Genomic DNA, 23,139 nt, shown 5'->3' on the forward strand with positions numbered 1-23,139 from the left:
TGCGTTAACAAAGAGGTGGAAAATGCTAGATAAAATTTGTCAGCTCGCACGGGATGCGGGAGATGCCATCATGCAGGTGTATGACGGTAGTAAACCTATGGAGGTGGTCAGCAAAGCCGACGACTCTCCGGTCACGGCGGCGGATATTGCGGCGCATAAGGTGATCCTGAAAGGGTTACAGGCCTTAACGCCGGACATCCCCGTTCTGTCAGAAGAAGCGCCGCAAAGCTGGGACGAACGCCAGCACTGGCAGCGCTACTGGCTGGTCGATCCGCTCGACGGGACAAAAGAGTTCATCAAGCGCAACGGTGAATTCACCGTCAATATAGCCCTGATTGAGAAGGGCAAAGCGGTGCTGGGCGTAGTTTACGCGCCGGTAATGAAGGTGATGTACAGCGCCGCAGAAGGGAAGGCGTGGAAGGAAGAGTGCGGCGTGCGCAAGCAGATCCAGGTGCGCGATGCGCGTCCACCGCTGGTGGTGATTAGCCGCTCGCACAGCGACAGCGAGCTGCAGGAGTACCTGCAGCAGCTGGGTGAACACCAGACCACGTCGATTGGCTCATCGCTGAAATTCTGCCTGGTGGCAGAAGGCCATGCGCAGCTATACCCTCGCTTTGGGCCAACCAACGTCTGGGATACCGCGGCAGGTCATGCCGTTGCCGCGGCCGCCGGGGCGCACGTTCATGACTGGCAGGGCAAGCCGCTGGACTATACCCCGCGCGAATCCTTCCTCAACCCCGGCTTCCGCGTCTCTATTTATTGAGCCAGCAGCTTATGCAGCAGGTCGACAACCTGCTGCACCTCTTCCTGGGTTAACGCGCCGTCTTTCGCCCACTGTACGCGGCCCTCTTTATCCAGCACGACAATCGCGGAGCTCTCTTCCTCAAGCTGCCAGGCCTTACGGGTTACGCCGTTGCTGTCGACGATAAACTGCGACCACGGGTAGAGCTTTTTATTGCTCTCAAGGCTTGAGCGCACAAACATCCCGGAGCCCGGGATGGCGTCATCGGTATTCACGATCGTGGTGGTCTGGTAGCGGTCGTGAGGGAATTTTGCGGCCTTGATCGCTTCCACCAGGTTAGCATTTTTCTCTTTTGCGGATGTACGACCGGCAATATGTTGTACAACTCTCACTTTGCCCGCGAGCTGCGCGCTATTCCAGGGTTTGTAGCTAAACTTATCATTGTCGAGAATCAATTCTCCCCGGTCAGCAATGCCGACTGGCGGTACACGTTGTCCTTTTTCAATGTTGTGAGCGGAAGCCCACAGGGGCAGCAGCAGGCAGGCTGCTGCAAGGATATTACGTAGGGTCATGGCGTTTCCTTATTGTTTGCAGGTGATCCGACCACTTGGTCTTGCGCTTTTAATCATAAGTGCGATCAATGAGGTTTTCCCGCAATCCCGATGCCAGTTTGCGGGTGAACGCACATATCCATGAAAAAACGACGGCTTATACTGCTCTCAGTCACGCTTTGCAAAGATTATTCTGAATAATTGTAATCAAACGGTAAATAAACTTATGCACACTGGGTAACACCTAAGTTCTGGTCTATAGTCATTGGGCATCAAAATTTGCGCTCAGGACAGTCGGGCCGATTGTGGCACCGCAAGAGCGTATGATTCGCAGGAGATACAAGAATGAAAATTTTCCAACGCTACAACCCGCTTCAGGTGGCGAAGTACGTGAAGATCCTGTTCCGTGGACGGTTGTATATCAAGGATGTTGGCGCTTTTGAGTTTGATAAGGGCAAGATCCTTGTCCCAAAAGTGAAGGACAAGCAGCACCTGTCTGTGATGTCCGAAGTCAACCGTCAGGTTATGCGTCTGCAGACTGAGATGGCTTAACCAACGTGCTATGCAGTAGTTAAAAAGACGGCTCCCAATGGGAGCCGTTGATGTATGTGGGGCAGGTACTTTACGCGGAAACCTTCTCTTCCGCGTCCGGCAGCTTCGGCACCAGTACGGTCGGTTTGTTGTCGATGCGCGTCACCAGCAGCTGGTCGATGCGGTAGTTATCAATATCCACCACCTCAAACTTGTAGCCGGAGAACTTCACCGAGTCGGTACGTTTCGGGATTTTACGCAGCATAAACATCATAAAGCCGCCGATGGTCTCGTAGTTGCCGGACTGCGGGAACTCGTCGATATCCAGCACGCGCATCACGTCTTCAATCGGCGTGCCGCCATCAATCAGCCATGAATTATCGTCACGCTGAACAATCTGCTCTTCCAGCCCCTGGCCAACCAGGTCGCCCATCAGCGTGGTCATCACGTCGTTCAGGGTGATAATACCCACCACCAGCGCGTATTCGTTCATGATCACCGCGAAGTCTTCCCCGGCGGTTTTGAAACTTTCCAGCGCTTCTGAGAGCGTCAGAGTGTCCGGCACAATCAGGGTATTGCGGATCTGCACGCCGCTGTTGAGCGCCAGGCTCTGGTTTGCCAGCACGCGGTTCAGCAGGTCTTTGGAGTCGACGTAACCGATGATGTGGTCAATATCTTCATTACAGACCAGGAACTTAGAGTGCGGATGCTGCGCCACTTTGTTCTTCAGGCTCTGCTCATCCTCATGTAAATCGAACCAGATAATGTTCTCACGGCCGGTCATGGAAGAGGGCACGGTACGGGATTCCAGTTCGAATACGTTCTCAATCAGCTCGTGCTCCTGCTTGCGCAGCACCCCGGCCAGCGCGCCGGCTTCCACGACCGCATAAATGTCGTCAGACGTGATGTCGTCTTTACGCACCATCGGCAGCTTAAAGATGCGGAAAATGACGTTCGCCAGGCCGTTGAAGAACCACACCAGCGGACGAAACACGTACAGACAGAAGCGCATCGGGTTGATGATACGCAAAGCCACAGCTTCTGGCGCAATCATACCGATGCGTTTCGGGGTCAGGTCTGCAAAGAGGATGAACAGGCCGGTTACCAGCGAGAAGGAGAGGATAAAGCTCAACTGTTCGGCCAGTTCAACGGACATGTACTTAACAAACAGACTATAAAACGCCGGGGAAAACGCCGCATCGCCCACGATACCGCCGAGAATGGCGACCGCGTTGAGGCCAATCTGCACCACGGTGAAGAACATGCCGGGGTTTTCCTGCATTTTCAGGATGCGGGTAGCATTGATGTTGCCTTCATCGGCAAGCAGCTTAAGTTTGATTTTACGGGAGGCGGCCAGCGAGATCTCAGATATCGAGAAAAATGCACTGACGGCAATAAGGCAAAGTATTACTAAAATACTGTTTAACATAGTTTATCCGGCTTCTCGCCAGATCCTCTGAAGGGGAGTTGATACCATTTGTGTGAAGACACATTGAACGTCAGCTCGTAGCGTTGAGCCGATTATTTCAGCGGGTAGTATAGCGTAAAGAGATGTAAATCTGCCAGAGGTCACATTTTGGGCAAAAAAAGGCCGGGCAGGCGGGGAGCCAGCCCGGCATATGTCGCTATTTGACGGTCGACAGCGGGACGTTACCCACTGCACGGCGCGTTGCATCGCCTCCCCACACCTGGTCATACTCGTAGCCCGTCAGTTGCTTGATTACCACGCGGGTCTTCTCGTCGCAGTCGCGATAATCGCCACCCAGCTTGCGGCGGGCAATTTCTTTGAGCAGCAGCTTGTGTGTCTCACGGGTCAGCTTGAATTTGTATGTCGTGAAGAAGCTGACCGCCAGCAGGGCTGCCGTGGCGAAAATCATCAGCCCGATAATGGCACCCAGCGCGCTTTCAGGCTGCGCACCGCTGCCCTTCACAAATCCGGACTCCTGCAGCACCAGGCCGATAATCATAATGGCAATCGCCACGGTGCTTTTGCGGGTCAGGACCATCACCCCGGCAAAAATCCCTTCGCGGCGCTGCTGCGTCACCATCTCATCGATATCCGGAATGAAGCTGTAAATGTTCCACGGAATATAATAGAGGCCCGCGCGGGCGGCGCCCAACAGGATAAAGACCGCCGAGAACAGCAGCGTCGGCACCTGCGTTTTGGTCAGGTAGACCGTAAACAGGAACGCCAGCACCAGGAGGATACAGCCGTACGAGAGCCGCAGGGCGGCAGACGGCGTCATGTTCAGACGGTTCAATAGCAGCATAAACCCATAGGTACCCGGTACTGAGGCAAAGGCGGCAATACTCAGCCAGCCGGAAACCGCCGAGGCATCCTGGCTCAGGCAATACACGACGTAATAGGTAAAGACCGAGCCGAATACGTCCATCGCCGTGAACGAAAAGATGTAAATAATGATATGCAGGCGAAACGCGCGAATGCGGAAGGAGGAAAAGAGATCCAGCACCAGATATTTCAGGTGATTGAGTATCCCGCTGCTGCGCTGGTTGTCCACTTTAAAATCGGACTCTTGATGCACATCCTTTGCTTCCCAGGTGGTGTACCAGGTAATAAATACCGCGATGCAGAACACGCAGGAAAATATCAGCCCGGTGAGGGTATACGTAAACGGATTATCTTTTCCCGTGAACTGCATAATCACGCCGGGAACGGAAACCGCAAGAAAACCGCCCAGCTGAGAGCAGATCATGCGCACGCCGGAGAGGCGGCTACGCTCTTCATAGCGGTTGGTCATCTCCGCCGCCAGCGTCTCCCAGGGCACCAGCACCATTGCCGACAGCAGCTCGATAGAGAGATAGGTCCCAAGGTAATACCAGTAGCCCATGTCCGTCAGCCACAGCAGGGCATACAAAAACATGAGCGGCGAACTGAGTAATAAAAAGAAGCGGCGACGGCCAAATTTACGCCCGAGCCAGGTATCGCCGAAATTATCGGTGATATAGCCCATAATCGGGCTTAATAACGCATCAATCACGCGGGCAATGGCGAATATAGAGCCCGCTTCAATAACCGAGAGCCCGCAATAGGTGGTGTAAAAAAAGAGCAGCCAGGTGCCGATAATGGCGAAAGCCCCTCCGCCAAACAGATCGGTTACGCCGTAGCCAAGCGCCACGCCGTAACCTACTCTACGTTCAGTAGGTTTGACCATAATAATATCCAGTGTAGGGTAATGATTAACCTGTTTTTCAGGTCGTTTTTTTATTCAAATCTGGACGACACATTACGTTCTACTTATTGATTTCTATCCATTGTCTTAACTGAGATGAACGATAAATAGCCTCCACAAGGGTGAGTGATTTCCCGGCTTCGCGGATGTCGGTGTAATTCGCGTTTCCGGGATGAGAAATGGCATGATAAAAACGGCGGATCGCCTGCTCATGCCCCAGCCCCCAGTAGCTTTTGACCTGGCCGTCAGGGGAGTTATCGCTGGCTAGCCTGAGGCGCTCGCCGGGAGTAATGCGCCAGAGCACGTTGTCACTCAGCAGCAGAGAGCCCCGTTCGCAGTGGATTTCAAGCCAGAGGGGGGAGTCCGCGGTATTGCAGTTGCTGGCATAAAACAGGCCGCGCGCGCCGTTGGCAAAATGCAGCGTTGCCATCGCGCTGTCTTCCCCCTCGGTCACGTCCGCCAGCTCGCCGCGGTCCACCACGCCTTTCACCCGCGTCACGCCGCCGGCGAACCACTGCATCAGGTCGAGGGTATGGATGGCCTGGTTGATCAGCAGGCTGCCGCCTTCCGTTGCCAGCCGCCCGCGCCACGGGCTTTCGGTGTAGTACGCGCCCGAGCGTGACCACGTCAGTACCGCCTTGATGCTGAGCATTTTCCCCAGCACGCCGTCGTCCAGCGCCTGGAGAATGCCCAGGCTGGTGGGGTTAAGCCGGTTCTGGTAGCACACGCCGAGCAGCCCCGGTGCCTGCTCTGCGGCGCGGGTGATTTCCTCGAGCTCGCTGCCGTTCATTCCCACCGGTTTTTCGCAGAAAACATGCTTCCCGGCGGCGAGCGCCGCCAGGATCATGGTTTTATGCTCGAAATGCGGGGTGCAGATATGGACCACGTCGATGGCGTCATCCAGCAGCATTTCCCGGTAATCCTGATAAAAGCGACACTGATACCCCATCGCCAGCTTCAGCCCTTTGACGCTGTCGATGTCTACCAGCGCGCGCAGCGCGACGTTGGGCATCTGGCGCAACGCGTTCACGTGGCAGCCGTGAATTGCTCCGGCACCGATAACCGCCGTGTTCAGGATCGTCATTATCGCCTCCCGTTATTCCGTCGCGTTTGCCAGCATCTGAGCCTTCACGCAGAGCTCCGCCGCTTTGAAGGCGTGCGCCTGCGTCATGGCGTTTTCGGTGCGGTGCAGACAGTCGAGGATCAGTTCGCCAAAGAACGGGAACCCGACCTCTCCGGCGACCGGATAACGGAATTCCCCCTCTTTATTGACGAGATACACCACGTCCTGCTCGCCGCGGGTGAGATCGACATATTTGCGGATTTCGATATAGCCTTCGGTGCCGAGCAGGGTCAGACGGCCATCACCCCAGGTTGAGAGTCCGTCCGGGGTGAACCAGTCGCAGCGGAAATAGCCGCTGGCGCCGTTTTCGCCTCTGAGCGTCGCGTCGCCGAAATCTTCAAATGCCGGATGCTGAGGATGGTTGAAATTGCGTGCCTGGCTGGCGACCACGCATGCCTCACTGTTGCCCGTGTAAAACAGAAATTGCTCGATCTGGTGGCTGCCGATATCGCACAGAATGCCGCCGAAGTGGCGACGATCGTAGAACCAGTCCGGGCGGCCCGTGCCTTCCCGGTGCGGGCCGGTTCCCAGGGTTTGCACTACGCGACCGATCGCTCCCTGCTGCACCAGCTGTCCGGCAAACACCGCGCTCTCGACGTGCAGGCGTTCGCTGTAGTACACCGCGTATTTCCGCCCGGTTTTTTCCACCATCGCTTTGGCATCCGCCAGCTGTTCGAGAGTGGTGAGCGGCGCTTTATCCGTGAAGTAGTCCTTGCCTGCGGCCATGGCTTTCAGCCCCAGCGCGCAGCGCTCGGAGGGGATGGCCGCACCCGCAACCAGACGCACCTCGTCGTCGTTGAGGATCGCCTCCAGCGACTCCGCCACTTTTGCCTGCGGGTACTGCTGGATAAATTTATCCACTTTGGCCGGATCGGGGTCGTACACCCATTTCAGGGTGGCCCCGGCTTCTATCAGGCCGTTACTCATCCCGTAGATATGGCCGTGGTCGAGCGCGGCGGCGGCGAAGACGAATTCACCCTCGCGGACAACTGGCTGCGGTTTGCCCACCGGGGCGTAGTTCATTCCGTCATGCTTGTTCATGGTGTCACTCCTTAATCCAGATCTTTGCCAAGGGGAATCGCACCCACTTCGCTGAAGTTGGCGACGCTTGCGGATTTTTCATAAAAACGGGGGGCGAGGGCGTTGGTCCCGCCGGTACGGTAAAACGGGTCATCGCGCCGAATCGGTAGCGAGACCACGCTGCGGGTAATGGCGGATTTATAGATCGCGGTAATCAGCTCCAGCGAGCGTTTGCCCTGCAGGCCATCCACTAACGGCGCGGTGCCGTGCTCGATGGAATAAAGCAGGTCATCGATCTGCCCGGTGTGCAGCGTCCACTCGAGCTTCGGCGTCTCCTGAAAAACGGCGTTGAGCTGCGCTTCTCGCGTCAGGTCGTTAGTCTCCTGCGGGAAGCCGTTATCGGCGCTGACGCTGGCAAAGGCCTGCCACGGCGCGGAGATGCGCGCCTTGTCGCCCTGAATGATAATTTTCTGATCTTCGCCGTGGTGCACGACCGAGGCGGTCAACTGCGTGAGCGCGCCGCTGGGGTATTTGAAGATCGCGGCGCTGAGGTCTTCCACCTCGGCGTTGTCGTGCGCCACGTTGGTCATCATCGCCACCACCTCGGACGGGAAGCCGAGCATCCACTGAATGGCGTCGATGTGGTGAACCGCGTGGTTTAGGGTGCAGCCGCCTCCCTCTTTTTCCCAGGTGCCGCGCCACCACAGGTCGTAGTAGCAGTGTCCGCGCCACCAGAACGAATCCACCTGCGCGTGGCAGACTTTTCCCGCGAGGCCGGAGTCGAGCGCGGCTTTCAGACGCCAGAAGGCATCGGTAAAGCGGTTCTGGGCAATGATGGCGAGCGTTTTACCGCTGGCCTTTTGTGCGGCGATCATCGCGTCGCACTCCTCCAGCGAGGCGGCCATCGGTTTTTCGCACAGTACGTGACAGCCGGCCTTGAGCGCGTCGATGCTGATTTCTGCGTGGACGTAGGGCGGCGTGCAGACGTCGACGATGTCGATATCCGGCTCTGAGGCCAGCATCTGCTGGTGGCTGTCATACACGCGTGCTTCCGTCAGGCCGTAGCGTGCTTTTTTCTCTTCCGCTTTTTCCGGGTAGATATCCACCAGCGCGACGATCCGGCAGCGCTGGCCAAACTGCAAATAGCCCTGAATATGGTTATGCGAGATATTCCCTGTTCCCACAATAGCGACATTTAACATCGATTCTTCTCCGGAGTTACCAGGTGCCGGAGGCATCCAGCGTGACGCTGGCTGTCTCTTTAGCCACTGAGGTGCTGATGCGCTGCTGAAGCAGGCGCAGATACTGTTTTTCGTTGAGCGGGAGTTCGACCCAGTCGTCCGTCCAGGTGGAAAGGTGCATGGCGTTGGAGAGCGTGAGCCCATGGATCCCTTCCAGGCCCGGCGCAATCAGCGGCTCGCCGCGCAGGATGGCGGCACAGAAGTTGGCGGTAATGACGTGGTGTTCGCTGCATTCCGGGGCGACGGGAAGCGTGACCTCCCAGCATTCGGGTTCACCAAAACCGTTTTGCCAGCGGGCGTTGAAGGCAGTTTCAGACTCACGCAGCCGCCAGTAGCGCAGCTTGCCCTCTTCGACGACCACCTTGCCGCGATCGCCGACGATTTCCAGCCGGTTGGTGCCCGGCGTTTCCGCCACGGTGGTGATAAACACGCCCGTCGCGCCGCTGGCGTACTCGGCGTAGGCGGTGACCTCGTCTTCAACTTCGATTTGACGATGCTTGCCGAACTGGCAGAACGCGCGCAGGCGGACCGGCATGCCGACCAGCCACTGCCAGAGATCGAGCTGATGCGGGTCCTGGTTGAGCAGTACGCCGCCGCCTTCTCCTTTCCAGGTAGCGCGCCAGCCGCCGGAGTTGTAGTAGCTCTGCGAGCGATACCAGTTGGTGATGATCCAGTTGGAGCGGCGGATCTCACCCAGCTCGCCGCTGTCGATAAGATCTTTCACTTTCTGGTAGAGCGGATTCGGGCGCTGGTTGTACATGATGCCGAACACCACGTCGCACGCCTGGGCGCAGGCGTTCATCTCCTGCACCTGCGCCGTATACACGCCCGCTGGTTTTTCACACAGGGTATGGATGCCGTTGCGCATCGCCAGCATCGAAAGCCGTGGATGCTCGTAGTGCGGCGTGGCGATAATCACCGCGTCGATAAGCCCGCTCTGGAGCATCTCCTGCGCGTCGCTGAATAACGGGAGGGTGCCGACCAGCTGGCGGATAGCGGGGTGCTTTTCCGGTGCATTATCGCAAACCGCCGCCAGGCAGGCGTCACTGACCGTACCCGCCAGTAAATAACGCGCATGGACCGTACCGATATTACCTATTCCAATAATGCCAAAACGTACCTTTTCCATGTCACACCTTAATTTCAGTTGAAATGAGTGATGACCGGAAAATAGGAAAGGGGAGCAGTAGCGACAATGTGTTTTTGTGAGAATACTCGCAAGGTGATTAAGTAATCTCCAGGCTTCCTGAAATTTAGTTTTAAAATCAACGGACTGTTTCTGCAAATATTTGCAAAAACTGAATGAGAGCGAGGTCACACTATGCCGGGCAGGTTGAAAATGGAGGAAATTGCGGCCCTGACGGGCTATTCCGTCAGCACGGTTTCGCGGGTATTAAGCGGCAAGTCTTATACCAGCGATAAAGCCAGAGAGGCGATTGTTCGCACCGCGCGAGAATTAGGGGTGCTGGAGTCAATGGCGAGCGGAAGACTACTAATTAACGGTATCGCTGTTTTTGCGCCGGAAAGAACCTTTCAGGGACGCGGGGATATTTTTTATCTGGAAGTGACGAAAGGGATCGCTGAAGCCTGCTCGCGGCACAACGTGTGGGTCAGCTGCTGTGGTTTAGAAGAGCAGCACGCCGATGTGAAAGTCTTTATGGAAAAGGCCAGTCATAAGAATATCAACGCGATAATTATTATTGGGACTGATGATTCCACCATATTTAAACTGGCGAGCACGCTGAATAAGCCCTGCGTTTTGATTAATTCCGTCGATCGGGATCGGGTGCTGGATGCCGTGTCGCCCGATCACCGGGCGATTGGCTTTACCGCCATGCAGTACCTTTTTGAGCAGGGGCATCGCCGGGTGTTGACGCTCACCTGCCTGCGGCGGGATACGCTGTATGCGCGTCTGGACGGCATCAAAGAGGCGTACCGCCATTTTCATGTGGCTTTTGACCCGCAGCGCGATTTGCTCGTGACGGAGTGGTTTACCGCTGAAGAGGCCGAGCAGGCGCTGGATGCGTGGCTGTTGAGTCATGACCGTTCCCAGTGGCCGGAGGTCATTTTCCCGAACAGTACCCGCATGGTGGAAGGCGTGGTCAGAGCGTTAACGCGCCACGGGCTGCGCATTCCGGAAGACATTTCGCTAATTACGACCGATTTTGCATGGAATTTAGCGCACCGTCTGGAAAAACCGGTCACGGGCGTCACGGTGCCCTGCCGGGAGCTGGGGATTGAGGCCGTTCATCTGCTGCAAACGCGGCTTAACCGGCCGCAGGCGCCGGTCTTTAACCTGCTGCTGCAGGGCAAAGTGATGGATTACGGTTCAGTCAGTAACGCCACGCGCCACGCGGCGCGCGTGGCGCTGGATCAATAATCAGGCCAGCTGTGGCGGCAGGCAGACGCCTATACCTCCGATTCCGCAGTAGCCGTACGGGTTTTTATGCAGATACTGCTGGTGGTCGTCCTCTGCATAGTAGAACGGTTTCGCGGTGGTGATTTCCGTCGTTACCTCGCGCGTATCGCCCGCTTCACGCATGGCCTGCTGGAAGCGCTCAAGGCTGGCGCGCGCGGCGGCGTCCTGCTCAGGCGTGAGCGGATAAATGGCCGAGCGGTACTGGGTGCCGTGATCGTTGCCCTGACGCATGCCCTGCGCCGGGTCGTGGTTTTCCCAGAAGACCTGCAGGAGCTGCTCGTAGCTAATCACCGCAGGGTCATAGACCACACGTACCGCTTCCGCATGCCCGGTTTCGCCGGAGCAGACTTCGCGATAGGTCGGATTCGGCGTGTAACCGCCCGTGTAGCCCGCCGCCGTGCTGTAAACGCCGGGCAGTTGCCAGAAGAGGCGCTCAACGCCCCAGAAACAGCCCATGGCGAACAGGGCGATTTCCATTCCCTCCGGCACGTTGGTCATGGAATGGTTATTGACGGCGTGTAAGGTCGCCACAGGCATAGGGGTGTTGCGTCCCGGTAATGCATCGGTTTGTGAAACCAGATGCTTTTTGTCGAATAAACTCACGATGGGGCCTCCCGGGGTGCGATGTTTCAGTTAAGGTTGTCACGAAGCGTTTAATTGAACACAATAAATGCGCTGAATGAGTCTAGATTTAATCATAAGAAATATTTGGGTGTTACACCCATTTTCAACCCGCGATTCGGGTTTTTGGCCAACAGGCCGTGTTTTGCCGCGGAGCGGCACTTCATTTGCTTCCAGGGTGGAAACAGGGATATTCAGGAGAAAACGTGACAAAAATCCGCCAGTTATGTTTGGTCAGTGTGTTGCTGACAAGCGGGATTGCCAGCGCGGCGAATGTCCGTTTGCAGGTTGAGGGGTTATCCGGGGCGCTGGAAAAAAACGTGCGTGCGCAGCTATCGACCATCCAGAGTGATGAGGTGACGCCGGACCGGCGTTTTCGCGCGCGCGTCGATGACGCCATCCGTGAAGGGCTGAAAGCGCTGGGGTATTACGAACCCACCATTGATTTCGATCTCCGTCCGCCGCCAAAGAAGGGGCGCCAGGTTCTTATTGCCCGCGTTTCGCCGGGTGAGCCGGTACTGATTGGCGGTACGAACGTCATCCTGCGCGGCGGGGCGCGTACCGACCGGGATTACCTGGATCTGCTCAGCACGCGTCCGAAAGTCGGTACCGTGCTTAACCACGGCGACTACGACCATTTCAAAAAAGAGCTGACGAGCGTTTCCCTGCGCAAGGGCTACTTCGACAGCCAGTTCAATAAAAGCCAGCTGGGCATTGCGCTGGATCGACGTCAGGCCTTCTGGGATATCGACTACGACAGCGGGGAACGCTACCGCTTTGGCGATGTGACGTTTGAAGGTTCGCAAATTCGTGAAGAGTACCTGCAGAACCTCGTGCCGTTCAAAAAAGGGGATTACTACCAGTCGAGGGACCTGGCGGAACTGAACCGTCGCCTTTCCGCTACTGGCTGGTTTAATTCCGTGGTTGTCGCACCGGAATTTGAGAAGTCTCGCAAAACCAAGGTGTTGCCGCTGCATGGCGTTGTCTCGCCGCGCACCGAGAACACCATTGAGACCGGTGTTGGCTACTCGACGGATGTTGGACCACGCGTGAAAACCTCGTGGAAAAAGCCGTGGATGAACTCGTACGGTCACAGCCTGACCACCAGCCTGAGCCTCTCTGCGCCCGAGCAGCAGCTGGATTTCAGCTACAAAATGCCGCTGCTGAAAAATCCGCTTGAGCAATATTACCTTCTGCAGGGCGGTTTCAAGCGCACCGATTTGAACGACACCAGGCAGGACTCTACGACGCTTGCGGTCTCCCGCTTCTGGGATCTCTCCAGCGGCTGGCAGCGCGCCATTAACCTGCGCTGGAGCCTTGACCACTTTACCCAGGCCAACGTCACCAACACCACCATGCTGCTTTATCCGGGCGTGATGATCAGCCGCACCCGCTCGCGTGGGGGCCTGATGCCGACCTGGGGCGACTCGCAGCGCTACTCCATCGACTATTCCAACTCCGCCTGGGGCTCCGACGTGGACTTCTCCGTCCTGCAGGCGCAAAACGTCTGGATCCGCACGCTGTATGACAAACACCGCTTTGTGATGCGCGGCAATCTCGGCTGGATTGAAACGGGAGACTTCGAGCGCGTTCCGCCGGATCTGCGCTTCTTCGCCGGGGGCGACCGCAGCATTCGTGGGTATAAGTACAAATCGATCTCACCTGAGAACGAAAAGGGCCAGCTAACCGGTGCGTCAAAACTGGCGACGGGATCGCTGGAGTATCAGTACAACGTCAGCGGAAAGTGGTGGGGCGCCATGTTTGTTGACGGCGGTGAAGCGGTGAACGATATCCGCCGCAGCGACTTTAAAACCGGCGCGGGCGTGGGCGTACGCTGGCAGTCACCCGTCGGGCCCATCAAGCTCGATTTCGCCGTGCCTGTCGGCGATAAAGAAGAACACGGATTACAGTTTTACATCGGTCTGGGGCCTGAATTATGAGTTTATGGAAGAAAATAAGCCTCGGGGTGCTGATTTTTATCGTGCTGCTGCTCGGTACGGTGGCGTTTCTGGTGGGAACGACGACCGGGCTGCATCTGCTGTTTAACGCTGCGAACCGCTGGGTGCCGGGGCTGGAGATTGGTCAGGTGACGGGCGGCTGGCGCGATCTGCGTCTGAAGAACATCCGCTACGAGCAGCCGGGCGTGGCGGTGAACGCCGGGGAGTTCCATCTCGCGGTGAAGCTGGGCTGCCTGCGTGACAGCAAGCTCTGCGTCAACGATCTGTCGCTTAAAGACGTCAACGTGGCGATAGATTCGAAAAAAATGCCGAAGTCTGCGCCGGTCGAGGAAGAGGACAGCGGCCCTCTGAATCTCTCCACGCCGTACCCGATCGCGCTCTATCGGGTGGCGCTGGATAACGTCAATATCAAAATCGACGACACCACCGTGTCCGTGATGGATTTCACCTCCGGCCTGCGCTGGCAGGAGAAAAACCTCACCCTGACGCCTACGTCCCTGCAGGGCTTGCTGATCGCGCTGCCGAAGGTGGCCGACGTGGCGCAGGAGGAGATCGTCGAGCCGAAGATCCAGAACCCGCAGCCGGAAGAGAAGCCGCTGGGCGAAACGCTGAAAGATCTCTTCTCGAAGCCTGTCCTGCCGGAAATGACCGACGTTCACCTGCCGCTGAACCTCAACATTGAGGAGTTCAAAGGCGAGCAGCTGCGCCTGACCGGCGATACCGATCTGACGGTCTACACCATGCTGCTGAAAGTCAGCAGCATTGACGGCAACATGAAGCTCGACGCGCTGGATATCGACACCAATCAGGGCTCGGTGAATGCGTCGGGGAATGCCCTGCTGCGCGATAACTGGCCGGTGGATATTACGCTGAACAGCGCGCTAAACATCGATCCGCTGAAAGGCGAAAAGGTGAAGGTCAAAGTGGGCGGGGCACTGCGCGAGAAGCTGGACGTCGGGGTCAATCTCTCCGGCCCGGTGGACATGGTCCTGCGCGCGCAAGCGCAGCTGGCGGAAGCCGGGCTGCCGCTCAATCTTGAGGTTGTCAGCAAGCAGCTTGCCTGGCCGTTCACCGGCGAAAAGCAGTTCCAGGCCGATGACCTGAAGCTGAAGCTGAGCGGCAAGATGACCGACTACACGCTCTCGTTCCGCACCGCGGTGAAGGGGCAGGGCGTGCCGCCCGCGAACATTACGCTGGATGCGAAGGGCAACGAACAGCAGGTCAACCTCGACAAGCTGACCGTCGCGGCGCTGGAGGGCAAAACCGAGCTGACCGCGCTGCTCGACTGGCAGCAGGCGATCAGCTGGCGCGGCGAGCTGAAGCTGACGGGCATTAACACCGCCAAAGAGGTGCCGGACTGGCCGTCAAAACTGGATGGCCTGATCAAAACGCGCGGCAGTCTGTACGGCGGTACGTGGCAGATGGACGTGCCGGAAATTAAGCTTACCGGCAACGTGAAGCAGAACAAGGTTAACGTTGAAGGCTCGGTGAAAGGCAACAGCTATCTGCAGTGGGTTATCCCGGGTCTGCACGTGGCGCTGGGCCGCAACACGGCGGATATCAAAGGCGAGCTGGGGGTAAAAGATCTCAATCTTGACGCCACCATCGACGCGCCGAATCTGGATAACGCCCTGCCGGGTCTGGGCTGCACCGCGAAAGGGCTCGTGAAGGTGCGCGGCACCGTGGAGGCGCCGCAGCTGCTGGCGGACATTACCGCCAATAACCTGCGCTGGCAGGAGCTGAGCGTGGCCCGCGTCCGCGTGGAAGGGGATGTGAAATCCACCGATCAGATCGGCGGTAACCTGAACCTGCGCGTGGAGCGCATTTCACAGCCGGACGTGAACATTAATCTGGTCACCCTGGACGCCAAAGGGAACGAGAAGCAGCACGATCTCCAGCTGCGCGTGCAGGGCGAGCCGGTCTCCGGCCAGCTGCACCTGACCGGCAGCTTTGACCGCAAGGAAGAACGCTGGAAAGGAACGCTGGACAACACCCGCTTCAATACGCCGGTTGGGCCGCTGGCGCTGTCGCGCTCCATCGCGCTGGACTACCGCAACGCCGAGCAGAAGATCAGCATTGGGCCACACTGCTGGACCAACCCGAATGCGGAGCTGTGCGTGCCGCAGACCATTGATGCGGGTGCGGAAGGACGCGCGCAGATCAACCTCAACCGCTTCGATCTGGCGATGCTGAAGCCGTTTATGCCGGACACGACCCAGGCCAGCGGCGTCTTCAGCGGGAAAGCCGATGTGGCCTGGGACACCACCAAAGAGGGGCTGCCGCAGGGCAGCGTCACGCTGTCCGGGCGTAACGTGAAGGTGACGCAGGAGGTCAACGACGCGCCGCTGCCGGTGGCGTTCGACACCCTAAACCTGAGTGCTGACCTGCATAACAACCGTGCGGAGCTGGGGTGGCTTATCCGTCTGACCAACAACGGCCAGATGGACGGACAGATACAGATTACCGATCCGCAGGGACGGCGTAATCTGGGCGGCAACGTCAACATTCGTAACTTCAACCTGGCGATGGTGAACCCGATTTTCGCGCGCGGGGAAAAAGCAGAGGGCATGGTGAATGCTAACCTGCGCCTGGCCGGCAACGCGCAAAGCCCGCAGCTGTTCGGCCAGCTGCGCCTCAGCGGTGTGGATATCGACGGTAACTTCATGCCGTTCGATATGCAGCCCAGCCAGATTGCGATGAACTTCAACGGTATGAGCTCGACGCTGAGCGGCTCGGTGCTCACCCAGCAGGGGCAAATCAACCTGAGCGGCGACGCGGACTGGAGCCAGATCGATAACTGGCGCGCCCGCATCGCGGCGAAGGGGAGTCGGGTACGCATCACCGTACCGCCGATGGTGCGCCTGGACGTCTCGCCAGACGTGGTCTTTGAGGCGACGCCAAGCCTCTTCACGCTTGACGGACGCGTCGACGTACCCTGGGCGCGCATCGTGGTTCACGACGTGCCGGAAAGTGCGGTCGGCGTCTCAAGTGATGAAGTTATGCTCAATGAAAATCTGAAACCTGTCGAACAGAAGAGCGCTGGCATACCGATTAATAGTAACCTTATCGTGCACGTGGGGAATAACGTGCGGTTGGATGCGTTTGGGCTGAAGGCGAGGCTCACGGGCGACCTGAAGGTGGCGCAGGATAAACAAGGGCTTGGCCTGAACGGGCAGATCAATATCCCTGAAGGGCGTTTCCACGCCTATGGTCAGGATCTGATTGTCCGCAAAGGCGAGCTGCTGTTCTCCGGTCCACCGGATCAGCCCCTGTTGAACATCGAAGCGATTCGTAACCCGGAAGCGACGGAAAACGACGTCATTGCTGGCGTTCGCGTCACCGGTTCTGCTGACGAACCGAAGGCGGAGATCTTCTCTGACCCGGCGATGTCGCAGCAGGAAGCTCTCTCTTATCTTCTGCGTGGACAAGGTCTGGACAGCGGACAAAGCGACAGCGCGGCGATGACCTCGATGTTAGTGGGTCTGGGGGTTGCACAAAGTGGGCAGGTTGTGGGTAAAATCGGCGAGACGTTCGGCGTAAGCAATCTGGCGCTGGACACCCAGGGCGTGGGTGACTCCTCGCAGGTGGTGGTCAGCGGCTATGTGCTGCCGGGTCTGCAGGTAAAATATGGTGTGGGGATCTTTGACTCACTGGCAACACTCACGTTACGCTATCGCCTGATGCCTAAGCTATATCTGGAAGCAGTGTCCGGCGTAGACCAGGCACTTGATCTGCTCTATCAGTTTGAGTTTTAGCAATGCGAATATTTGTCTACGGCAGTTTACGAACCAAGCAAGGCAACAGTCACTGGATGACCAATGCCCTGCTGCTGGGGAATTACAATATCGAGAACTACCAGTTGTACAGCCTGGGCCACTATCCAGGCGCGGTTCCGGGCGAAGGAACAGTACAGGGTGAAGTCTATCGTATTGATAACGCGACGCTTGCCGAACTTGATGCCTTGCGCACCAGGGGCGGTGAATACGCACGCCAGTTGATCCAGACGCCGTACGGAAGTGCGTGGATGTATGTCTACCAGCGTCCGGTCGAAGGGTTAACGCGGATTGTAAGCGGTAACTGGTTAGACAGAGACCAGTACTGAAAAAAAACAACGCCACCGTGAGGTGGCGTTGTTTTTTTGCGCCTCTTGCCGGGGGGCGCTGCGCTCCAGCCACAAAAAAGCCCCGACTCGCGGGGCTTTCATCGATCGGCAGTAAGAATTACTTCTTAGCAGCGCGTTCGAAAGAGGCGATGATTTCTGCTTTCGCCGCTTCTGCGTTGTCCCAGCCGTCAACTTTAACCCACTTGCCTTTTTCGAGGTCTTTGTAGTGCTCGAAGAAGTGAGTGATCTGCGCTTTCAGCAGTTCTGGCAGGTCGTTCACATCTTTAATGTGATCGTATTCTTTGCTCAGCTTGGTGTGCGGTACCGCAACCAGCTTCGCATCTTCACCGGATTCGTCGGTCATTTTCAGCACGCCAACTGGACGGCAGCGAATGACGGAGCCTGGCTCCAGTGGGTATGGCGTTGGGACTAGCACGTCAACCGGGTCACCGTCCAGAGACAGGGTGTGGTTGATGTAACCGTAGTTGCACGGATAGAACATCGCGGTAGACATGAAACGGTCTACGAACAGGGCGCCGCTCTCTTTGTCCACTTCGTATTTGATCGGATCTGCGTTAGCCGGGATTTCGATAACTACGTAGATGTCTTCTGGCAGTTCTTTACCCGCTGGGACGTTGAGTAAGCTCATGTCGGTGTCCTTTAAAATGGATGGTAAACAAGTGGCAGGTATTATAGCCAACTCGCGCTGAATGTCTCCGCCTGTTTTCGCTTTCTCTCCCTGCTTTCTCCACTTTTCAGACCGATTCCATGACAGGAAAATCCATAAACTCAGCCGCTTTTTTCATGGCGAAATGAAAGCGATTACAAACTTGTGATTAACGTTTTATTCACTTTTCTGAAGTGTGATGTAACGCAATTCGTTACATATTTCATGGGCTATAGTCATTCCGCAGAACATCTTTTAACCAACAATAACTCACCCTACGAGGACGTTCATATGTGGAAGCGCTTACTCCTGGTCACAGCAGTTTCGGCAGCCATGTCGTCTATGGCGATGGCCGCTCCCTTAACCGTAGGTTTTTCGCAAGTCGGCTCTGAATCTGGCTGGCGAGCGGCAGAAACCAACGTGGCGAAAAGCGAGGCTCAGAAACGCGGTATTACTCTGAAAATCGCCGATGGTCAGCAAAAACAAGAGAATCAGATCAAAGCCGTGCGCTCCTTTATCGCCCAGGGCGTGGATGCCATCTTTATTGCACCTGTCGTGGCGACCGGCTGGGAACCCGTCCTGAAGGAAGCGAAAGACGCTGAGATCCCGGTCTTCCTGCTCGACCGTTCCATCGACGTCAAAGACAAATCCCTCTATATGACCACCGTCACCGCCAACAACGTGCTTGAAGGGCAATTGATTGGCGACTGGCTGGTGAAGCAGGTTGACGGCAAGCCGTGTAACGTCGTTGAGCTGCAGGGCACCGTCGGCGCGAGCGTGGCCATCGACCGTAAAAAAGGCTTTGCTGAAGCCATCGCTAAAGCGCCAAACATCAAGATCATCCGCTCTCAGTCCGGCGACTTTACGCGTAGTAAAGGTAAAGAGGTCATGGAGAGCTTCATTAAGGCTGAAAACAACGGCAAGAACATCTGCATGGTTTACGCCCACAACGATGACATGGTGATCGGTGCGATTCAGGCGATTAAAGAAGCGGGCCTGAAGCCGGGCAAAGATATCCTCACCGGCTCTATCGACGGCGTGCCGGACATCTATAAAGCGATGATCGACGGCGAAGCCAACGCCAGCGTGGAGCTGACGCCAAACATGGCGGGCCCGGCATTCGACGCGCTGGAGAAATTCAAGAAAGACGGCACGTTGCCTGAGAAGGTAACGGTCACCAAGTCCACGCTCTACCTGCCTGACACGGCGAAAGAAGAGTTAGAGAAGAAGAAAAATATGGGCTACTAAGACTCGCGCCCCTCACCCCTCACCCTAGCCCTCTCCCCGGAGGGGAGAGGGAAAAGGGCGGTTTGGGCAGAAATTTATAGACTGGCACGAATAGTCCCCTCTCCCCTCCGGGGAGAGGGTCAGGGTGAGGGGAGGACATATGAAAACTGAACAACACCAGGAAATCCTCCGCACAGAGGGCTTGAGTAAATTCTTTCCCGGCGTAAAGGCGCTGGATAGCGTTGATTTCAGCCTCCGGCGCGGTGAGATTATGGCGCTGCTGGGCGAGAACGGCGCGGGAAAATCGACGCTGATTAAATCCCTCACCGGCGTTTATCACGCCGATCGCGGCACCATCTGGCTGGAAGGCAACGCCATTTCGCCAAAAAATACCGCCCATGCCCAACAGCTGGGGATCGGGACGGTGTACCAGGAAGTGAACCTGCTGCCGAACATGTCGGTGGCGGATAACCTGTTTATTGGCCGCGAGCCACGCCGTTTTGGCCTGCTGCGCCGCAAAGAGATGGAAGCGCGGGCGACAAAGCTGATGGAATCGTACGGCTTCTCCCTCGACGTCCGCGAGCCGCTGAACCGCTTTTCCGTGGCGATGCAGCAGATCGTCGCCATTTGTCGCGCGATCGATCTCTCCGCGAAGGTCCTCATCCTCGACGAACCCACCGCCAGCCTCGATACCCAGGAAGTGGAGATGCTCTTTACCCTGATGCGCCAGCTGCGCGATCAGGGCGTCAGCCTGATCTTCGTTACGCACTTCCTCGATCAGGTGTATGAGGTGAGCGATCGCATTACGGTGCTGCGCAACGGCAGCTTTGTCGGCTGCCGCGAAACCCGCGAGCTGCCGCAGATTGAGCTGGTCAAAATGATGCTCGGCCGCGAGCTGGAAACCAACGCCCTCCAGCGCGCAGGGCGCACGCTGCTGAGCGAGAAGCCGGTCGCCGCGTTCAGCGATTACGGCAAAAAAGGGGTGATCTCGCCGTTTAACCTGGAAGTCCGCCCGGGCGAAATTGTCGGCCTGGCGGGCCTGCTGGGATCCGGCCGGACCGAAACCGCCGAGGTGATCTTCGGGATCAAGCCAGCGGACAGCGGCAGCGCGCTGATCAAGGGCAAACCGCAAGCCCTGCGATCGCCGCATCAGGCATCGTGTCTGGGCGTCGGCTTCTGCCCGGAAGACCGAAAAACGGACGGCATTATCGCCGCGGCCTCGGTGCGGGAAAATATCATTCTGGCGCTGCAGGCGCAGCGCGGCTGGCTGCGCCCCATTCCGCGTAAAGAACAAAACGCCATTGCCGAGCGCTTTATCCGCCAGCTGGGCATTCGCACCCCGAGCGCGGAACAGCCTATTGAGTTTCTTTCCGGTGGTAACCAGCAGAAGGTTCTCCTCTCGCGCTGGCTGCTGACCAAACCGCAGTTCTTGATCCTCGACGAACCAACGCGCGGCATCGATGTAGGTGCGCACGCTGAAATTATTCGTCTGATCGAAACGCTGTGCGCGGACGGTCTGGCGCTGCTGGTCATTTCGTCCGAGCTGGAAGAGCTGGTGGGCTATGCCGATCGCGTCATCATCATGCGCGATCGCAAGCAGGTGGCAGAGATCCCGCTGGATAAGCTGTCCGTTCCGGCAATCATGAATGCCATCGCGGCGTAAGGAGTGAATCGTGATGCCCCGTTCGCTTTCGCAAACCGGTGAGTCAAAGCGCCGCTTTAGCTGGCCGACCGGCACGCCGCAAATCGCGGCGCTGCTGGTGGTGCTGCTGGTGGATAGCCTGGTCGCGCCGCATTTTTTCCAAATTATCGTGCAGGATGGCCGCCTGTTTGGCAGCCCGATAGACATCCTGAACCGTGCCGCACCTGTGGCGCTGCTGGCCATCGGGATGACGCTGGTCATCGCCACCGGCGGGATTGACCTCTCCGTCGGCGCGGTGATGGCCATCTCCGGGGCTACGGCCGCCTCCATGACCGTCGCCGGACACAGCCTGCCGGTGGTCCTGCTGGCGGCCTTAGGCACCGGCGTGCTGGCCGGATTATGGAACGGCATTCTGGTGGCGGTGCTGAAAATTCAGCCCTTTGTCGCCACCCTTATCTTAATGGTGGCCGGGCGTGGCGTGGCGCAGCTGATTACCTCCGGACAGATTGTCACCTTTAACTCCCCGAGCCTGGCGTGGCTCGGGAGCGGCAATCTTCTGTTCTTCCCGACGCCGGTAATTATTGCCCTGGCCACGCTCGTCGTCTTTTGGCTCTTCACCCGCAAAACGGCGCTCGGCATGTTCATTGAAGCCGTCGGGATCAACATCCGCGCCGCGCGCAACGCTGGGGTCAACACCCGCCTGATGGTGATGCTAACCTACGTGCTGAGCGGCGTGTGCGCCGCCATCGCCGGGGTCATCGTCGCGGCGGATATTCGCGGGGCGGATGCCAACAACGCGGGACTCTGGCTGGAGCTGGACGCGATCCTCGCGGTGGTGATCGGCGGCGGGTCGCTAATGGGCGGGCGCTTTAACCTGCTGCTCTCGGTGATCGGCGCGCTGATCATTCAGGGCATGAACACCGGGATCCTGCTTTCGGGATTCCAGCCGGAGCTCAACCAGGTGGTGAAAGCGGTGGTCGTACTCTGCGTGCTGATCGTCCAGTCGCCGCGCTTTGTCAGCATCATTAAGGGGATCCGTGGCCATGATAAAACGTAATTTACCGTTGATGATCACGCTGGGCGTATTTGTGCTGGGGTATCTCTACTGTCTGACGCAGTTCCCCGGTTTTGCCTCGACGCGCGTGATTTGCAATATCCTGACCGATAACGCCTTTTTAGGCATCATCGCCGTCGGGATGACCTTTGTGATCCTCTCCGGCGGGATCGATCTCTCCGTCGGGTCGGTGATCGCGTTTACGGGCGTGTTCCTCGCGAAGGCGATCGGCTTCTGGGGGATCTCTCCGCTGGTGGCGTTTCCGCTGGTGCTGGCGATGGGCTGCGCGTTTGGCGCCTTTATGGGGCTGCTGATCGACGCGTTAAAAATCCCGGCCTTTATCATCACCCTCGCGGGGATGTTCTTCCTGCGCGGGGTAAGCTATCTGGTGTCGGAAGAGTCGATTCCGATTAACCATCCGGTGTACGACACGCTCTCCAGCCTGGCGTGGAAAATTCCCGGCGGAGGCCGCCTGAGCGCGATGGGACTGCTGATGCTGGGCGTGGTCGTGATTGGCATCTTCCTCGCCCATCGTACCCGGTTTGGCAATCAGGTGTACGCCATCGGCGGTAACGCCACGTCGGCAAACCTGATGGGGATCTCAACCCGCAGCACCACTATCCGCATCTATATGCTCTCGACCGGCCTGGCGACGCTGGCGGGTATCGTCTTCTCGGTGTATACCCAGGCGGGCTATGCCCTTGCAGGCGTGGGCGTTGAGCTGGATGCGATTGCTTCTGTGGTCATTGGCGGCACGCTGCTCAGCGGCGGGGTGGGCACGGTGCTGGGGACGCTGTTCGGCGTGGCCATCCAGGGGCTGATACAAACCTATATCAACTTTGACGGCACGCTCAGCTCCTGGTGGACAAAAATCGCCATCGGCATTCTGCTGTTTATTTTTATTGCCCTGCAGCGGGGGCTGACGGTGCTCTGGGAGAACCGTCAAAGCTCGCCTGTTACTCGCGTAAACACATCGGTAACAGAGCGATAACACGCTGAATTTGCTTAAAGTCTAAACATTTTCCGGTAGCGGCCGATACTCTTTTTTTA

At 57.5% G+C, this 23,139-nt stretch carries 19 protein-coding genes; 10 read left to right on the plus strand and 9 right to left on the minus strand.

The features are described from left to right. Nucleotides 1-22 precede the first annotated feature (22 nt). Entirely contained in the window at nucleotides 23-763 is a 741-nt protein-coding gene (cysQ, locus tag GVO84_RS02360; RefSeq protein ID WP_023310160.1) for a 3'(2'),5'-bisphosphate nucleotidase CysQ, read from the plus strand. Here the strand turns inward: cysQ and GVO84_RS02365 are convergent. Continuing rightward, nucleotides 757-1,314: a YtfJ family protein gene (locus tag GVO84_RS02365; protein WP_121424870.1), complete on the minus strand. Its 558-nt coding sequence runs from the start codon at nucleotides 1,312-1,314 to the stop codon at nucleotides 757-759. The two genes, cysQ and GVO84_RS02365, sit on opposite strands and share 7 nt — an antisense overlap. A 324-nt stretch (nucleotides 1,315-1,638) precedes the next feature. Between GVO84_RS02365 and GVO84_RS02370 the strand changes: the two genes are divergently transcribed. Continuing rightward, nucleotides 1,639-1,845 carry a DUF1107 domain-containing protein gene (locus tag GVO84_RS02370; RefSeq protein WP_008501430.1) on the plus strand — a complete coding sequence of 69 codons (207 nt, stop codon included), beginning with the start codon at nucleotides 1,639-1,641 and terminating at the stop codon, nucleotides 1,843-1,845. Nucleotides 1,846-1,915: 70 nt separating this feature from the next. Here GVO84_RS02370 and GVO84_RS02375 read toward each other — a convergent pair whose 3' ends face one another. The 6 genes from GVO84_RS02375 to GVO84_RS02400 form a co-directional block, all read right to left on the minus strand. Next, entirely contained in the window at nucleotides 1,916-3,253 is a 1,338-nt protein-coding gene (locus tag GVO84_RS02375) for a hemolysin family protein (RefSeq protein WP_032662457.1), read from the minus strand. A gap of 196 nt (nucleotides 3,254-3,449) precedes the next feature. Further along, a complete protein-coding gene (locus GVO84_RS02380) occupies nucleotides 3,450-4,997 on the minus strand; it encodes an MFS transporter (protein WP_159515391.1) in 1,548 nt (515 codons plus the stop codon). 79 nt (nucleotides 4,998-5,076) lie between these two features. Continuing rightward, nucleotides 5,077-6,099: a Gfo/Idh/MocA family protein gene (locus GVO84_RS02385; protein WP_159515392.1), complete on the minus strand. Its 1,023-nt coding sequence runs from the start codon at nucleotides 6,097-6,099 to the stop codon at nucleotides 5,077-5,079. Between the two features lie 12 nt (nucleotides 6,100-6,111). After that, on the minus strand, nucleotides 6,112-7,179 hold the full coding sequence (locus tag GVO84_RS02390) for a Gfo/Idh/MocA family protein (RefSeq protein WP_159515393.1): 1,068 nt from the start codon (nucleotides 7,177-7,179) through the stop codon (nucleotides 6,112-6,114). 11 nt (nucleotides 7,180-7,190) lie between these two features. Continuing rightward, nucleotides 7,191-8,360: a Gfo/Idh/MocA family protein gene (locus GVO84_RS02395; RefSeq protein WP_159515394.1), complete on the minus strand. Its 1,170-nt coding sequence runs from the start codon at nucleotides 8,358-8,360 to the stop codon at nucleotides 7,191-7,193. Nucleotides 8,361-8,376: 16 nt separating this feature from the next. Beyond that, nucleotides 8,377-9,528 (minus strand): Gfo/Idh/MocA family protein, encoded by a 1,152-nt coding sequence (locus GVO84_RS02400; RefSeq protein WP_159515395.1) that lies wholly within the window; start codon nucleotides 9,526-9,528, stop codon nucleotides 8,377-8,379. A gap of 192 nt (nucleotides 9,529-9,720) precedes the next feature. On the opposite strand from GVO84_RS02400, the gene GVO84_RS02405 reads away from it, so the two are divergent. Further along, nucleotides 9,721-10,779: a LacI family DNA-binding transcriptional regulator gene (locus GVO84_RS02405; protein WP_159515396.1), complete on the plus strand. Its 1,059-nt coding sequence runs from the start codon at nucleotides 9,721-9,723 to the stop codon at nucleotides 10,777-10,779. Here GVO84_RS02405 and msrA read toward each other — a convergent pair whose 3' ends face one another. Beyond that, nucleotides 10,780-11,421 (minus strand): peptide-methionine (S)-S-oxide reductase MsrA, encoded by a 642-nt coding sequence (gene msrA / locus GVO84_RS02410; RefSeq protein WP_029741954.1) that lies wholly within the window; start codon nucleotides 11,419-11,421, stop codon nucleotides 10,780-10,782. It abuts the gene before it with no gap. A 224-nt stretch (nucleotides 11,422-11,645) separates the two neighbouring features. Here msrA and tamA point away from each other — a divergent pair, with 224 nt between their 5' ends. From tamA to GVO84_RS02425, 3 genes are read left to right on the plus strand one after another with little or no spacing between them, the layout of a single operon-like run. After that, complete coding sequence (gene tamA / locus GVO84_RS02415) at nucleotides 11,646-13,379, plus strand: autotransporter assembly complex protein TamA (protein WP_159515397.1); 1,734 nt, start codon at nucleotides 11,646-11,648, stop codon at nucleotides 13,377-13,379. Beyond that, complete coding sequence (gene tamB, locus GVO84_RS02420; RefSeq protein ID WP_159515398.1) at nucleotides 13,376-17,152, plus strand: autotransporter assembly complex protein TamB; 3,777 nt, start codon at nucleotides 13,376-13,378, stop codon at nucleotides 17,150-17,152. The genes tamA and tamB overlap by 4 nt, the downstream gene beginning before the upstream one ends. Nucleotides 17,153-17,154: 2 nt before the next feature. Continuing rightward, on the plus strand, nucleotides 17,155-17,499 hold the full coding sequence (locus tag GVO84_RS02425) for a gamma-glutamylcyclotransferase family protein (RefSeq protein WP_014830431.1): 345 nt from the start codon (nucleotides 17,155-17,157) through the stop codon (nucleotides 17,497-17,499). Nucleotides 17,500-17,617: 118 nt separating this feature from the next. Here the strand turns inward: GVO84_RS02425 and ppa are convergent, their stop codons facing one another. Beyond that, entirely contained in the window at nucleotides 17,618-18,148 is a 531-nt protein-coding gene (ppa, locus tag GVO84_RS02430) for an inorganic diphosphatase (protein WP_010427397.1), read from the minus strand. Between the two features lie 309 nt (nucleotides 18,149-18,457). Here ppa and ytfQ point away from each other — a divergent pair, with 309 nt between their 5' ends. From ytfQ to yjfF, 4 genes are all read left to right on the plus strand, one after another. Further along, nucleotides 18,458-19,414 (plus strand): galactofuranose ABC transporter substrate-binding protein YtfQ, encoded by a 957-nt coding sequence (gene ytfQ, locus GVO84_RS02435; RefSeq protein ID WP_014830433.1) that lies wholly within the window; start codon nucleotides 18,458-18,460, stop codon nucleotides 19,412-19,414. A 139-nt stretch (nucleotides 19,415-19,553) separates the two neighbouring features. Next, nucleotides 19,554-21,056, plus strand: coding sequence for a galactofuranose ABC transporter, ATP-binding protein YtfR (ytfR, locus tag GVO84_RS02440; RefSeq protein WP_159515399.1), 1,503 nt, complete (start codon nucleotides 19,554-19,556; stop codon nucleotides 21,054-21,056). A 10-nt stretch (nucleotides 21,057-21,066) separates the two neighbouring features. After that, nucleotides 21,067-22,092: a galactofuranose ABC transporter, ATP-binding protein YtfT gene (gene ytfT, locus GVO84_RS02445; protein WP_201283085.1), complete on the plus strand. Its 1,026-nt coding sequence runs from the start codon at nucleotides 21,067-21,069 to the stop codon at nucleotides 22,090-22,092. Continuing rightward, nucleotides 22,079-23,080, plus strand: coding sequence for a galactofuranose ABC transporter, permease protein YjfF (gene yjfF / locus GVO84_RS02450; RefSeq protein WP_023293434.1), 1,002 nt, complete (start codon nucleotides 22,079-22,081; stop codon nucleotides 23,078-23,080). The genes ytfT and yjfF overlap by 14 nt, the downstream gene beginning before the upstream one ends. Nucleotides 23,081-23,139 lie beyond the last annotated feature (59 nt).

The sequence above is a fragment of the Enterobacter sp. SM3 genome (genome assembly GCF_009811935.2).
In the GTDB taxonomy this organism is placed as follows: domain Bacteria; phylum Pseudomonadota; class Gammaproteobacteria; order Enterobacterales; family Enterobacteriaceae; genus Enterobacter; species Enterobacter asburiae_D.

Excerpts from the sequence above, each read along its gene's own strand:
- cysQ (WP_023310160.1), top strand. The coding sequence starts at position 23 with ATGCTAGATAAAATTTGTCAGCTCGCACGGGATGCGGGAGATGCCATC.
- GVO84_RS02365 (WP_121424870.1), bottom strand. The coding sequence starts at position 1,314 with ATGACCCTACGTAATATCCTTGCAGCAGCCTGCCTGCTGCTGCCCCTG.
- GVO84_RS02370 (WP_008501430.1), top strand. The coding sequence starts at position 1,639 with ATGAAAATTTTCCAACGCTACAACCCGCTTCAGGTGGCGAAGTACGTG.
- GVO84_RS02375 (WP_032662457.1), bottom strand. The coding sequence starts at position 3,253 with ATGTTAAACAGTATTTTAGTAATACTTTGCCTTATTGCCGTCAGTGCA.
- GVO84_RS02380 (WP_159515391.1), bottom strand. The coding sequence starts at position 4,997 with ATGGTCAAACCTACTGAACGTAGAGTAGGTTACGGCGTGGCGCTTGGC.
- GVO84_RS02385 (WP_159515392.1), bottom strand. The coding sequence starts at position 6,099 with ATGACGATCCTGAACACGGCGGTTATCGGTGCCGGAGCAATTCACGGC.
- GVO84_RS02390 (WP_159515393.1), bottom strand. The coding sequence starts at position 7,179 with ATGAACAAGCATGACGGAATGAACTACGCCCCGGTGGGCAAACCGCAG.
- GVO84_RS02395 (WP_159515394.1), bottom strand. The coding sequence starts at position 8,360 with ATGTTAAATGTCGCTATTGTGGGAACAGGGAATATCTCGCATAACCAT.
- GVO84_RS02400 (WP_159515395.1), bottom strand. The coding sequence starts at position 9,528 with ATGGAAAAGGTACGTTTTGGCATTATTGGAATAGGTAATATCGGTACG.
- GVO84_RS02405 (WP_159515396.1), top strand. The coding sequence starts at position 9,721 with ATGCCGGGCAGGTTGAAAATGGAGGAAATTGCGGCCCTGACGGGCTAT.
- tamB (WP_159515398.1), top strand. The coding sequence starts at position 13,376 with ATGAGTTTATGGAAGAAAATAAGCCTCGGGGTGCTGATTTTTATCGTG.
- GVO84_RS02425 (WP_014830431.1), top strand. The coding sequence starts at position 17,155 with ATGCGAATATTTGTCTACGGCAGTTTACGAACCAAGCAAGGCAACAGT.
- ppa (WP_010427397.1), bottom strand. The coding sequence starts at position 18,148 with ATGAGCTTACTCAACGTCCCAGCGGGTAAAGAACTGCCAGAAGACATC.
- ytfQ (WP_014830433.1), top strand. The coding sequence starts at position 18,458 with ATGTGGAAGCGCTTACTCCTGGTCACAGCAGTTTCGGCAGCCATGTCG.
- ytfR (WP_159515399.1), top strand. The coding sequence starts at position 19,554 with ATGAAAACTGAACAACACCAGGAAATCCTCCGCACAGAGGGCTTGAGT.
- yjfF (WP_023293434.1), top strand. The coding sequence starts at position 22,079 with ATGATAAAACGTAATTTACCGTTGATGATCACGCTGGGCGTATTTGTG.